This is a genomic window from Thalassorhabdomicrobium marinisediminis, from assembly GCF_003072065.1.
GTDB lineage: Bacteria > Pseudomonadota > Alphaproteobacteria > Rhodobacterales > Rhodobacteraceae > Octadecabacter > Octadecabacter marinisediminis.
On record NZ_QCYG01000011.1, the window covers coordinates 39,554 to 52,653 of the forward strand.

Consider the following 13,100-nt stretch of genomic DNA (forward strand, 5'->3'; position numbering starts at 1 on the left):
ACCTCCAAAGCTGTGGTCTGCATAGCCAAACCCGCTGCGCGTTTCGAGCCTCGAAATAAAAAGGCAGATGTCACACGCCTGTTACAGAAGCTTTGTAAAACCGTCACATCGGCCCGCTAGGCACAGGGCACCGTCATCTGGACGGCAACCAAGAACGGAAACGATATGCTGACTCGAACCCTTTCCATGGCCGCGACCGGCCTGCTTCTTGCCTCACCCGCCCTGGCCCGCGACGAAATCCGCATTGTCGGGTCGTCCACCGTGTTTCCCTACACCCAGGCCGTGGCCGAAAATTTCGCGAACCTGACCGGCGCCCCCTCGCCCATCGTCGAATCCACCGGGACCGGCGGCGGCATGAAGGTGTTCTGCGGCGGTATTGGCGCGGCCTTCCCCGATCTCACCGGTGCCTCGCGCGCGATGAAGCCTTCGGAATATGCGCTGTGCGAAGAGAATGGCGTGACCGAAGTCTCCGAAGCGCTTATCGGCTACGACGGGCTGTCGATCGCGATCTCGCGCGACAGCGACACCGAATGGGACCTGTCCCTTGAAGAGATCTATCTGGCGCTGGCCGCGCAGGTGCCCGTGGACGGGGAATGGGCCGACAACCCGCACCAGACCTGGGCGGATGTGAACCCGGACTTGCCCGCCATCGACATTCTGGCCTACGGCCCGCCCCCGACCTCGGGCACGCGGGATGCCTTTGTCGAGCTAGTGATGCACGAGGGCTGCAAACGCCTCGACTTCGTCAAGACCTCCGGCTTCGACTCCGATTGGGTGGGTGAAAACTGCTCGCGCATGCGTCAGGACGGGCCGTTCGTGGAAGCGGGCGAGAACGACAACCTGATCGTGCAACGTCTGAACGCGGACGAGAATGCCATGGGGATTTTCGGCTTCTCCTTCCTGTACGAGAACCTCGACGTGCTCAAGGGTGTGCAGATCGAAGGCGTCTCCCCCTCGACCGAGACCATTGCCGACAAATCCTACCCGATCTCGCGCCCTCTGTTCGTCTATTTCAAGAACGCCCACCGCGGGGTGATCCCGAACCTGGACGCGTTCATCGAGGAATACATGTCCGACGACGCGCTTGAGGCGGACGGCTATCTCGCCGAGCGCGGTCTGGTTGCCCTGTCCGATGAGGCCCGCGGCGCGCTGCAGGACCGCGTGTTGGCCGCCGTTCCTATGACGCTGAACTGATGCAGATACGAAAACAGCCGAACCCCACCGGGGTTCGGCATGCCCGAAGGCCCGGCCCATGACCCTCTTGCCCTTTGTTTTGCTTCTTGTCGGCGCGATGCTGGCCTATGCGGTGAACCACCGCGCGGCGGCGTCCTTGCGCTCCGGCGGCGCGCGCTTGCACTCAAGCCCCCAGTATCACGGGCTTTTCGCCGCTTTGACCGTTCTGACCTCTGCGCTTCTGCTGGCGCTGGTCTGGCTGGCGCTGGACGACGTGATCATCGACCATCTGATCCGGCGCAGCCTGCCGCCGCCTGACGGAGACGCCGCCTCCGCCGGTGCCATGGATCTGGTCATGGCCGAGATCCATTCCCTTGCCCGTGGCCAGACTTTCGGAACGCCGGAGCCGTGGAAACAAAAGGCAGCCGACCGCTTGACCGCCTTCCGGACCGGGTCCGCGGTGGCCCTGCTGGTGAGCCTCACTTGCCTGTCCATCGGGGTTCTGACGCTTCGCCGTCGACGGTTCACACCGGAGTTGCGCGCGCGGCAGGGCAGCGAGCGGTTGACCCATGCGGTAATGTTCGCCTGTTGCGCGGTCGCCCTTCTGACCACGGCCGGGATTGTCGCGGCGCTGCTGTTCGAGACCGCGAAATTCCTGCAAAAAGTTCCCCTGAGCGAGTTTTTGTTCGGCCTGAACTGGGAGCCGCAGATCCCGATCCGCGAGGATCAGGTCGCAGCCTCTGGCGCCTTTGGCTGGACCCCGGTGCTGGTCGGCACGCTGGTGGTGACTGTGGTCGCGCTGGTCGTGGCGGTGCCCACGGGGCTTTTCGCCGCGATCTATCTTAATGAATTTGCCCATCGGCGGTTCAAACGTGTCGCCAAACCGGTGCTTGAAGTGCTCGCCGGGGTGCCGACGGTGGTTTACGGGTTCTTTGCCATTCTCGTCATCTCGCCCGCGATGCGCCGTTTGGGCGACGCGCTGGGGCTCGACGTCGCGCCCAACTCGGCGCTTGCGGCCGGATTGGTCATGGGGGTGATGCTGATCCCGTTCATCACCTCTTTCGCCGATGATGCGCTGTCGGCGGTCCCACAGGCGTTGCGCGACGGGGCGCTGGCGCTGGGATCGACGCGCGCGGAAACGATGCTCAAGGTGCTGTTTCCCGCGGCCTTGCCGGGGATCGTCGGCGGCGTCCTTCTGGCCGTCAGCCGCGCCATCGGCGAGACGATGATCGTGGTCATGGCCGCAGGGCTGATCGCCCGGCTGACGCTGAACCCGCTGGACAGTGTGACGACGGTCACCGTGCAGATCGTGACCCTGCTGATCGGCGACACCGCCTTTGACAACCCCAAGACGCTGGCCGCCTTTGCCTTGGGCACGATGCTGTTCCTCGTCACCTTGATGATCAACATCCTGGCGATCCGTGTGGTTCAGAAATACCGCGAAACCTATGACTGAGGACGCAATTCCCATGACACCGCAACTCACGACACTGGACCGGGTGCAAGCGTCGCTCGGGCGGCGCAGGCGCAAGGAACGGCTCTTGCGCGCCTCGGGCCTGCTCGCGATCCTGTTTGCCTTCGCGATGCTCGGCGCGCTGTTCTTGTCGCTGATCTCGACCGGGCACAGCGCCTTTGTCCAGACCCACGCGACCCTTGAGGTCTATGTCGATCCCGACGAAATCCGCGAAGACCGTCTGCCCCGGGGCGGCTTTGACGAGGTGCTCGTCGCAGCGTTGGGCCGCGCGCTTGACGGGGTGGCCCTTGATGAACGAAGCACGCGCCGCCGCGTGGGGGCGATCCTGTCGAACGGCGCGCAGTTCCAGCTGCGCGACCGTGTGGCCGCCGACCCGTCGCTGATCGGCCAGACCATAACCCTCACCGTGCCGGTGTCCGACCCCTACGACCAGCTCAACAAGGGGGCGATCGACCCCGACACCCCCGAGGCCAACCGGCGGCTAGACGACGACCAGATCGCCATGTTCACCCAGCTTCAGGCGGCGGGGCTGATTTCGACGCCCCTGAACTGGGGGTTGCTGGTCAACGCCGACAGCCGCTTTCCCGAGCTCGCCGGCCTCAAGGGCGCGTTGATCGGATCGGCCTGGGCCTTAATTGTGTGCTTTCTGATCTCCTTCCCGCTGGGCATCGGGGCGGCGATCTATCTTGAGGAACTGGCCCCGCGGAACCGGTTCAGCACCCTGATCGAGGTCAATATCAACAACCTCGCCGCGGTGCCTTCGGTCGTTTACGGGCTTCTGGCGCTGTCGGTCTTCATCGGCTGGTTCGGGCTGCCCCGCTCGGCGCCGCTGGTCGGCGGCATGACCCTTGCGTTGATGACTATGCCCACGATCATCATTGCCACCCGCGCCGCATTGAAAGCCGTGCCCGCGTCGATCCGCGAAGCCGCCCTCGGGCTGGGCGCGTCACGACAACAGGTGGTCTTCGGCCACGTGCTGCCACTGGCGATGCCCGGGATCCTCACCGGGACGATCATCGGTCTGGCGCAGGCCTTGGGGGAGACCGCGCCGCTGCTGCTGATCGGCATGAACGCCTTCATCACCTCGGCCCCCGACGGCCCGCTGTCCAGCGCCACCGCCTTGCCGACGCAGATCTTCATCTGGGCCGACAGCCCCGAGCGCGGCTTTGCCAGCCGCACCTCGGCCGCGATTTTGGTGCTTTTGGGCTTTCTCATCACAATGAACGCCGTCGCAGTCTTCCTGCGCAACAAACTGGAAAGGAAATGGTAATGCTGGATAGCATGGCCCCCGCCCCCGATATGCGCGCAACCGCCGCCCCGCGCGCCCCCAAGATCGACGCGCGCGGCGTCAACGTCCATTACGGCGAGACACAGGCGCTGCACGATGTGTCCATCGCCATCCCCGACCGCAGCGTCACCGCTTTCATCGGCCCGTCGGGCTGCGGTAAATCCACCTTCCTGCGCTGTTTCAACCGGATGAACGACACGATCCCCTCGTGCCGTGTGTCGGGCGGGATTACGCTTGAGGGTGAGGATATCTTCGATCCGCGCATCGACCCCGTCCAGCTTCGCGCCCGCGTCGGCATGGTCTTCCAGAAGCCCAACCCGTTCTCGAAATCGATCTTCGACAACGTAGCCTACGGGCCGCGGATCCACGGGCTGGCGCAGGGCCGGGACGAACTGGCGGACATCGTTGAGACGGCCCTGCGCAAGGCCGCCCTGTGGGACGAGGTGAAGGACCGCCTGACCGCGCCCGGCACCGGCCTGTCCGGCGGGCAGCAACAGCGGCTGTGTATCGCACGGGCCATCGCCACCCGGCCCGAAGTCTTGCTGATGGATGAGCCCTGCTCCGCCCTCGACCCCATTGCCACCGCCCAGATCGAAGAGCTGATCGCCGAGCTGTCGTCGCGGTTTTCGATCGTGATCGTCACCCATTCGATGCAGCAGGCCGCGCGGGTCAGCCACCGCACGGCGTTCTTTCATCTGGGGCATATGGTAGAGTTGGGTGACACGGACGCGGTTTTCACCAACCCGCGGGACCCGCGCACAGAGGCTTACATCACCGGTCGGATCGGATAAGGCAGAAGCATGAAGACAGAACACATCTCATCGGCGTTCGACGCGGATCTGGAACACATTCAAGCGCTCATGCTGCGCATGGGCGGGTTGGTCGAAACCGCGTTGCACGATGCCATGACCGCCCTGCAGCAGGGCGATCTTGAACTGGCCGAACGGGTCAAGGCCGGGGACCGGGTAATCGACGATCTGGAACTCGAAATCGGCGCGGAGGTCGAACGCGTCATCGCATTGCGTGCGCCCACCGCGGGCGACCTGCGGACCGTTCTGTCGGTGTTGACCATGGCCAGCACGCTGGAACGCTGCGGCGATTACGCCCGCAACATGGCGAAACGGATGCGGGTGCTGGAGCAATTCCGCTATGCCTCGACCCTGAATGGCACGTTGCGCCGCATGTCGCGCGTGGTGGAAAGCATGCTGGCCGACGCGCTGGATGCCTATGTCTCGCGCGATCTGGACAAGGCGCGCGACGTCATCGACCGGGATCTTGAGGTCGATCAGCTCTACAATTCGCTGTTTCGCGAACTGCTGACCCATATGATGGAAGATCCCCGCACCATCGCCCCGGCAATGCACCTCCACTTCATCGCCAAGAACATTGAACGGGTGGGTGATCATGCGACGAACCTGTCGGAACAGGCGATCTATCTTGTCACCGGCGAGCGGCCCGATGACGCGCGGCCCAAGCAGGATGTGACCTCGCTCAACCTGTCGGACCTGCGCGATGGCTGACGGGGGCGAGCAGATATTGGTGGTCGAGGATGAACCCTCGCAGCTTGCGGTCCTCACCTACAACCTGCGCAAGGCCGGCTATCAGGTGCGCTGCGCCGGCGATGGTGAGGAAGCCGACCTCATGCTGCTTGAGCAGACGCCCGATCTTGTTCTTCTGGACTGGATGATGCCGGGCGTCTCGGGCTATGAGCTCGCCCGCCGCATCCGCGCGCGGCCGCAAACGCAGGACGTGCCGATCATCATGCTCACCGCGCGCGCCGAAGAGAATGACATCGTGCGCGGGCTGGATGTCGGGGCGCATGATTACATGACGAAGCCCTATTCGGTGGCGGAATTGCTGGCCCGCGTGCGGGCCGCCCTCAGGCGCAACGGAGGGGGCGGCGCTGAGACGATCCGCGTCGCCGGAATCGAGATGAACACCGGGACCCACCGCGTGCATGTGGCCGGACAAGAGGTCGCCCTTGGCCCGCTGGAGTTCAAGCTCCTCCGCACGCTGATGGAACGGCCGGACCGTGTTTTCGAGCGCGAGCAATTGCTCGACCGGGTCTGGGGTCGCGATCTTTACGTGGAAAGCCGCACGGTCGACGTCCACATCAGCCGCTTGCGCAAATCTCTGGGACCCGAGGCCAGCCGCCTGCGCACGGTGCGCGGGAAAGGCTATGCCATCGGCTAGGGCCTGCGGCCCATGATCATGTCCGCTGCCTTCTCGGCGATCATCACCACGGGCGATGCGGTGTTGCCAGAAACGATCTTTGGCATGATCGAAGCATCCACGACCCGCAGACCGTCCAGCCCGTGCACACGCAACTGCGTGTCGACCACCGCCCCCGGATCACTGCCCATCTTGCAGGTGCCGACGGGGTGGAAAATCGTCGTTGCTATATCACCCACCGCGTCAAGTATCGCCGCATCATCGGCGCGGGCCGGGCCGGGCAGGATTTCTTCGGGGCTGTACCGCTCAAGCGCGCGGGCGGTCATGATCTGGCGCGCCTGTTTGACCGAGGCGACCGCCACACGGCGATCCTTCTCGGCCGACAGGTAGTTCAGGCGAATCTCGGGCTGTTCGTCCTGCGCGGGGGACGCGATGTGGCTCGCGCCGACGCTTTCGGGGCGCAGATTGCAGACCGACACCGTGATCGCCGGAAAGGGATGCAGCGGGTCGCCCAGCTTGTCTGTGGACAGCGGCTGCACGTGATATTCCAGATCCGGCGTCGCCATGGCGGGATCGGACTTGGTGAAGATGCCGAACTGACTGGGCGCCATCGACATCGGCCCCGAGCGCGTCAGCCCGTAGTGTGCCGCGATTTTCGCTTTGCCGATCAGGCTGTTGGCCATGGTGTTGAGCGTCTTGGCGTTCTGCACCTTGAACACGGTGCGGATTTGCAGATGGTCTTGCAGGTTCTCGCCCACGCCGGGGCTGTCGTGGCGCGGCGTGATGCCGTGGGCGGCGAGCACGTCGGGCTGACCGATGCCCGACAGCTCAATGATCTTGGGCGAGTTGATCGCCCCCGCCGCCAGCAACACCTCGCCCCGCGCCATCGCGCGGAACGTCTGCCCCTTGCGGCGAAACTGCACGCCGCGCACCTGCTGCCCCTCAAGGATCAGGTGATCCGTATGGGCATGGGTCAGCACCCGCAGGTTGGGCCGTTTCATTGCCGGACGCAGAAACCCGCGCGCGGTATTCCAGCGCACGCCGTTCTTCTGGTTCACCTCGAAAAAGCCGGACCCTTCGTTGTTCCCATCATTGAAGTCCGCACGCGGCTGGATGCCGAACTCTTTCGCGCCCTCCTGCACCGCTTTCAGAATGTCCCACTTCATCCGTTGCGGTGCGACCTTCCATTGGCCACCGGCGCGGTGCATCTCGCTGTCGCCGCCGTGGTGATCCTCTGATTTCAGGAAATAGGGCAACACATCGTCCCAGCCCCAGCCGGTATTGCCCAACTGCCGCCAATGATCGTAATCCGCCGCCTGCCCGCGCATGTAGATCATGCCGTTGACCGAGGAACAGCCGCCCAGAACCTTGCCCCGTGGATAGGTCAGCGACCGTCCATTCAAGCCTGCTTCGGGTGCGGTTGTCATCATCCAGTCGGTGCGCGGATTGCCGATGCAGTACAGATAGCCCACGGGGATGCGCACCCAGTGGTAGTTGTCCGACCCGCCCGCCTCAAGCAGCAGCACCCGCGTCTTCGGGTCCTCACTTAGCCGATTGGCCAGCACGCAGCCGGCGGTGCCCGCCCCGACGATGATGTAATCATACTCGCCCTCAAGCGGTGTCGTCCCTGTCATTCCCGCGCTCCCTTTGCTGCGCTTCTATCCGGCGCGATTGGCCTATTGGGTGGCCCAGAACCCCTGCATCGCTTCGGTCAGGCCCAGATAGGTCCGATAGCGCGCGGCGTAATGCTCCTGCATCACGGGGTCGGGATCAAACACCTGTTTGACCCGCGTCATCCGCGCCAGCCCCTCTTCGTAGTTGGCCACGCAACCGGTGGCGACTGCAACCCCGGGGAGGCCTATGCGCGCCGCAATACCCAGGAAACTCTTCAGCCGAATCAGATGTCGGCTCCGCATCACCGTTGATCACGTCCCGGTAGCGCTGTGCCTCGGTGGCCCCAGTCTCCCCGCCGGGGACGTGCTCGGGGCCTGCGGGCCCGTGATCCGGGGCTAGACCGCGCCGGTCTTCTCAACCCGGCGCAGGAAGGCCTGCGTTCGGGGGTCTTGCGGTGCGTTGAGCACCTGCGCGGGCGGGCCTTGCTCTACGATCTGCCCGCCGGTCATGAAGATGATCCGGTCGGCAATCTCGCGCGCGAATTGCATCTCGTGGGTGACGATCAGCATGGTCTGCCGCCGTTCGGCCACGCGCCGCATGAGGTCGAGCACCTCACCCACCCATTCGGGATCCAGCGCCGAGGTCGGCTCATCGAACAGCATCAGATCGGCGTCGAGCGCCATGGCGCGACCGATGCCGACCCGTTGCTGCTGGCCCCCGGACAGCGCGGCCGGATAGGCATCCGCTTTCTCAAGCAGGCCGGTTTCGCGAAGCGTCTCATCAGCGCGCGCGTTCGCTTCGGCCCGAGTCAGGCCTTTGACGGTGACCAGCGCTTGCGTGATATTCTCGCGCGCGGTCTTGTTGGCAAAGAGCGCGTAGTTCTGGAACACGAAGGCAGTGCGGCGCCGCAATGCCAGAATATCGCGCCGCGACGCCGAGGCCGCATCCACCGCCAGATCGCCCACCCGGATCGTTCCCGCATCGGGCCGGTCGAGAAAATTGATGCACCGCAGCAACGTCGATTTCCCTGTTCCGGAGGGTCCGATAACCACCACCCGTTCGCCCGGGGCGATGTCGAGAGAGATGTCGCGCAGCACCGGCGCGGATGCGAAGGCCTTGCTCAGTCCCGAGATCGATATTCCGTCTGCCTGTGTCATCGCGCGTAGGCCTTGTTGAGGTAGGTTTCCAGATGTCGCTGAGCGAAGGACAAGGCTTCGACCATCACCCAATACAGCGCCGCCACCACTAAAAACGCCTCGAAATACAGAAAACTCCCAGCGGCTTCCTTCTGCGTCGCCCCCATAAGCTCGGTCACCCCCAGCGTGAACGCAAGCGACGTGCCTTTGATCATGTCGATGAAATAGTTCACCAGCGTTGGCGCCGCGACGCGGGCGGCCTGAGGCAGGATGATCTGCCGCATCATCTGGCTTTGGGTCATACCCACGGCCTGCGCGGCTTCCCATTGGCTGCGATCCACGCCAAGGATCGCCGCGCGGATGCTTTCGGCCATATAGGCCGAGAAATGCAGCGTCAGCCCCATGATCGTCGCGGTGACCCCGTCGATCGTGGTGAGAAAGGACAGCACCTGCGGCAACCCGTAGTAGAACAGGAAAAGCTGCACCAACAGCGGCGTGCCGCGAAAGAAGCTGATGAACAGACGCACGAAAAGGTCCAGCACCGGCACGCGGAACACCCGCTCTACCGCCAGAATCGACGCCAGCACAAGCGCGAAGGCCATGCCCACCAACGCCATGAACAGCGTCAGCGGGACATAGCCCAAAAGCACGGGGACAAGGTCCGCCATGTAGTCCAGATCAAGCCCCCGCATGGCGGCTATTCAGCGACGGTGATGTTAGCGCCGAACCACTTCTGAGAGATTTCGGCCAGCGTGCCGTCGTCTTTCAGGGTGGTGATCGCCGCATTGATCCGGTCACGCAGGGCGCGGCCCTCGGCGTCGTCGCGGAACGGCAGGGCATTGCGGATTTCGCTGAAGGGTGCGCCGGCCAGCGCCAGCGGCAGCGGGCTTTCGGCAATCAACTGCGCCGAAGACACGCGGTCCATCACGAAGGCGTCCACGCGGCCAAGGGCCGTGTCCTGCGCAATGTTGCTCTCATAAGTCCGCACGTCGATCTCGTCCGCATTGGGCAGCGCGTTGAGCAGATCCTCGAAGTTCGAACCAAGGTTCACCGCCACGGTCTTGCCGCTCAGATCGTCCGGTCCGGTGATGGCATCCTCGGCCCCGGCCTTGACCACCACCTGTGCGCCGTCGAAGACGTAAGGCTGGGAAAAGACGAACTTTTCCTCGCGCTCGGGGGTGATGGTGATCTGGTTGGCGATGGTGTCGATGCGGCCGGTCTCAAGCGCGCCGACCAGACCGGAGAAGGACATGGTGACGAAGTTCACCTCGTCCCCGGTCTCTGCGGCGATGGCGTTCATAAAGTCGACCTCGAAGCCTTGCAGCTCGTCCAGCTTGACGAAAGTGAACGGGAAATAGCCGCCCGACATGCCCACGTTCAGCGTCTCGGCATGGGCTGCGCCCAGAGAGGCGGACAAGGCGAGTGCGGCGATGGTAAACGATTTTTTCATGTGGTACTCCTCGTGTTCGCGCTGCACCTAACCCATCCGTCGGGGCCTTCAACCGGCCCACTGCAGAGAGGTTCAACGTCGTGAAATTCTCGCCCCAGCCGGAACGCCAACCCTCCGCAGGGACGCTTTGCAGAACGTTATTTCAGCACGCTGACCGGTTTTTGGCCCATACCGGTCCGTTGTCCCCTATCTGGCCTCCAGCTTTCGCGGCCACAACGCGACTCACCCCGACCCCGCGCATCGGCAAATGCTTTGCCTTTGCCGTGTGAATCCCACTATCCTGCATCCCAAGCGACGGGAGCAGGATCTTGACCACCCCAGAGACACTGGACATCCCCCTCAGCCCCATGGCTCAGGGCGCGACCGAGCAAGAGGCCGTCTATGCGCGGCTGCGCCATGGCATCATGATCGGGACCATCGCTCCGGGCACCACGCTGACGATGCGGGGGCTCGCCGAAACGCTGGGGGTCAGCCCGACGCCGGTGCGCGAAGCGGTGCGCCGTCTGGGCTCCGAGAACGCGATCCAGATGCTGCCCAACCGGCGCATGACCATCCCGATGATGACCCTTGGCCGGTTCGAGGAACTGGTCGCCCTGCGGGTCGCCCTTGAGGTGCACGCTGCCGAACGCGCCCTGCCCTATGTGTCGGACATCATGATCGACCAGCTTGAAGCGCTCGACCTGCAGATGGACCGCGCCATGGGGGAAGAGCGTCACGACGACCTGACGCTTCTCAATCAGGATTTCCACCGGCAACTCTATTCGGCCAACCCGCATCAGGTCTCGATCCCCGCCATCGAAAGCGTCTGGCTGCAATTGGGGCCGTTCCAGCGACAGGTCGTCAAGAACGTCAAGGAATTCTACGTCATAGACCGGCACAAGGAAATCGTCGCCGCCCTGCGCAGCCGCGATGTTGCGGCGCTCGTGGGGGCCATCGACAGCGATATTCGCGAAGGCATCAGCCGCAGCGGCCGTCGGGTTCTTGAACAGATGCGCGAAGCGACAAATCTGTTTTGAAACGGGGGCCGCACGGGCGCGCAGGACGCGCCGAGCTTCGGCCGCTATGCAAAGCGAAAGGGTTTTGCGAGTCGGGAAATTTCAGTTGCCCGTATTGAACACCAAAGCGTTTTAACGGATGATGCCGTGGAATAGACCCGCACGGGGTCTTTGATTCATTTCACCCTCAATATTTCCCGGAGATCCGATTTGTCAATTTCACCCGTAATTCTTTGTGGCGGTTCCGGCACACGGCTCTGGCCTCTCAGCCGTCAGTCCTATCCCAAGCAATTCAACCAGTTGATCGGAGAGACGTCGCTTTTTCAGCAAGCCGCCTTGCGTCTGTCTGACGGGGAAAACCTTTTCGCGCCGCCGATGGTGCTCACCGGCTCGGATTTCCGTTTTATCGTCTCCGAGCAATTGGACGCGATCGGCATTCCCCCGCAGGACATTCTGATCGAGCCCGACGCTCGCAATACCGCGCCTGCGGTTCTCGCGGCGGCTTTGCACCTGTCGGCCAGCGAGCCCGACGCCGTAATGCTGGTCGCCCCCGCCGACCACCTGATCCCCGACACCGCTGCCTTTGTCGCCAGCCTGAAGGCCGGGCTTAAAGCGGTCGAGGCCGGACAGCTCGTCACCTTCGGCATCCGTCCGGACCGTCCGGAAACCGGCTTCGGCTATCTGCAGACCGCCACCCAGCCCGGTGCCGATGGCGCGGCGGTCCCGCTCGCCCGTTTTGTCGAAAAGCCCGATCTGGCCACCGCGCAAGAGATGATCGCGTCGGGGGACTATCTTTGGAACTCGGGCATTTTCCTGTTCCGCGCGCGTGACATCATCGCCGCCTACGAAACCCACGCGCCCGAGCTTTATAGCGCGGTACAGGCCGCGGTCAGTGACGCGCATCGCGACCTGTCCTTCGTGCGTCTGGCACCTGAAGCTTGGTCGCGGATCGAGGATGTGTCGATCGACTACGCGGTGATGGAGAAGGCCGACAACCTGAGCGTCGTGCCCTTCATGGCGGAGTGGTCCGATCTTGGCGGCTGGGATGCGATCTGGCGCCACGGCGCCCCCGATGCGGCCGGCGTGGTCGAGAACGGGCAGACGACCTCGATCGATTGCGAAGACACGCTGCTGCGCTCGGACAGCCCGCAGGTCGAACTCGTGGGGATCGGGCTGAAAAACATCGTCGCCGTGGCCATGAATGATGCGGTGCTCGTGGCCGATAAGGACCGCGTGCAGGACGTCAAAATCGCCGTGGACCGGCTGAAGAGCAAAAAGGCCAGTCAGGCGACACACCTGCCCATCGATCACCGGCCCTGGGGCTGGTTCGAATGTCTCGCCATCAGCGACCGGTTTCAGGTCAAGCGGATCCACGTCAATCCCGGCGCGGCGCTGAGCCTGCAGTCCCATGTGCATCGCTCCGAGCACTGGATCGTCGTCAGCGGCACGGCGAGAGTGACAGTGGATGACGAGGTGAAGCTCGTCTGCGAGAACGAAAGCGTCTATATTCCACTGGGCGCGGTTCACCGGATGGAGAACCCCGGCAAGGTGCCGATGGTCCTGATCGAAGTGCAGACCGGCGCCTATCTGGGTGAGGATGACATCATCCGGTATGAGGATGTCTATGCCCGGGGTGAGGGGGCGAAGGGCTAGCCGCGCAGCCTTGACGCGCCCCCGAACCGTCTGACAAGGACCGCGCAGGATGTGCGGGCGGCGCGCGCGCGATCCGGAACGAACTGACGAACCGCGAGGTTTAATTTTAGCTGGTTCGCCTGCGCGTCTCTGAGAGGGATTGGAT

The 13,100-nt window shown here is 63.8% G+C and carries 13 protein-coding genes; 8 read left to right on the forward strand and 5 right to left on the reverse strand.

Features of this window, described 5'->3' with window-relative positions; genetic code table 11:
- The first annotated feature begins 165 nt into the window (after positions 1-165).
- Genes DC363_RS15265 through phoB form a run of 6 tightly spaced genes read left to right on the forward strand, consistent with a single transcriptional unit; the run spans position 166 to position 6,128 of the window.
- Positions 166-1,194 carry a substrate-binding domain-containing protein gene (locus DC363_RS15265; RefSeq protein WP_108642023.1) on the forward strand — a complete coding sequence of 343 codons (1,029 nt, stop codon included), beginning with the start codon at positions 166-168 and terminating at the stop codon, positions 1,192-1,194.
- Between the two features lie 58 nt (positions 1,195-1,252).
- Positions 1,253-2,629, forward strand: coding sequence for a phosphate ABC transporter permease subunit PstC (gene pstC / locus DC363_RS15270; RefSeq protein WP_108642024.1), 1,377 nt, complete (start codon positions 1,253-1,255; stop codon positions 2,627-2,629).
- A 13-nt stretch (positions 2,630-2,642) separates the two neighbouring features.
- Positions 2,643-3,917, forward strand: coding sequence for a phosphate ABC transporter permease PstA (pstA, locus tag DC363_RS15275; protein ID WP_241963035.1), 1,275 nt, complete (start codon positions 2,643-2,645; stop codon positions 3,915-3,917).
- Positions 3,917-4,726, forward strand: coding sequence for a phosphate ABC transporter ATP-binding protein PstB (gene pstB, locus DC363_RS15280; protein ID WP_422396414.1), 810 nt, complete (start codon positions 3,917-3,919; stop codon positions 4,724-4,726). The genes pstA and pstB overlap by 1 nt, the downstream gene beginning before the upstream one ends.
- Before the next feature lie 9 nt (positions 4,727-4,735).
- A complete protein-coding gene (gene phoU, locus DC363_RS15285) occupies positions 4,736-5,455 on the forward strand; it encodes a phosphate signaling complex protein PhoU (RefSeq protein ID WP_108642027.1) in 720 nt (239 codons plus the stop codon).
- Complete coding sequence (gene phoB, locus DC363_RS15290) at positions 5,448-6,128, forward strand: phosphate regulon transcriptional regulator PhoB (protein WP_108642028.1); 681 nt, start codon at positions 5,448-5,450, stop codon at positions 6,126-6,128. The genes phoU and phoB overlap by 8 nt, the downstream gene beginning before the upstream one ends.
- On the opposite strand, the gene DC363_RS15295 is transcribed toward phoB, so the two are convergent.
- From DC363_RS15295 to DC363_RS15315, 5 genes are all read right to left on the reverse strand, one after another.
- Entirely contained in the window at positions 6,125-7,741 is a 1,617-nt protein-coding gene (locus DC363_RS15295; protein WP_108642029.1) for a GMC family oxidoreductase, read from the reverse strand. The two genes, phoB and DC363_RS15295, sit on opposite strands and share 4 nt — an antisense overlap.
- A 42-nt stretch (positions 7,742-7,783) precedes the next feature.
- On the reverse strand, positions 7,784-7,933 hold the full coding sequence (locus DC363_RS16900; RefSeq protein ID WP_158270892.1) for a hypothetical protein: 150 nt from the start codon (positions 7,931-7,933) through the stop codon (positions 7,784-7,786).
- 183 nt (positions 7,934-8,116) lie between these two features.
- Positions 8,117-8,878, reverse strand: coding sequence for an amino acid ABC transporter ATP-binding protein (locus tag DC363_RS15305; protein ID WP_108642031.1), 762 nt, complete (start codon positions 8,876-8,878; stop codon positions 8,117-8,119).
- Positions 8,875-9,549: an amino acid ABC transporter permease gene (locus DC363_RS15310; protein WP_108642032.1), complete on the reverse strand. Its 675-nt coding sequence runs from the start codon at positions 9,547-9,549 to the stop codon at positions 8,875-8,877. The genes DC363_RS15305 and DC363_RS15310 overlap by 4 nt, the downstream gene beginning before the upstream one ends.
- A gap of 5 nt (positions 9,550-9,554) precedes the next feature.
- Positions 9,555-10,307, reverse strand: a complete 753-nt coding sequence (locus DC363_RS15315; RefSeq protein ID WP_108642033.1) for an amino acid ABC transporter substrate-binding protein — start codon at positions 10,305-10,307, stop codon at positions 9,555-9,557.
- A 308-nt stretch (positions 10,308-10,615) separates the two neighbouring features.
- On the opposite strand from DC363_RS15315, the gene DC363_RS15320 reads away from it, so the two are divergent.
- Together DC363_RS15320 and DC363_RS15325 are read left to right on the forward strand one after the other, a co-directional pair.
- A complete protein-coding gene (locus tag DC363_RS15320) occupies positions 10,616-11,323 on the forward strand; it encodes a GntR family transcriptional regulator (protein ID WP_241963036.1) in 708 nt (235 codons plus the stop codon).
- Between the two features lie 189 nt (positions 11,324-11,512).
- Positions 11,513-12,955, forward strand: coding sequence for a mannose-1-phosphate guanylyltransferase/mannose-6-phosphate isomerase (locus tag DC363_RS15325; RefSeq protein WP_108642035.1), 1,443 nt, complete (start codon positions 11,513-11,515; stop codon positions 12,953-12,955).
- Positions 12,956-13,100: the final 145 nt, after the last annotated feature.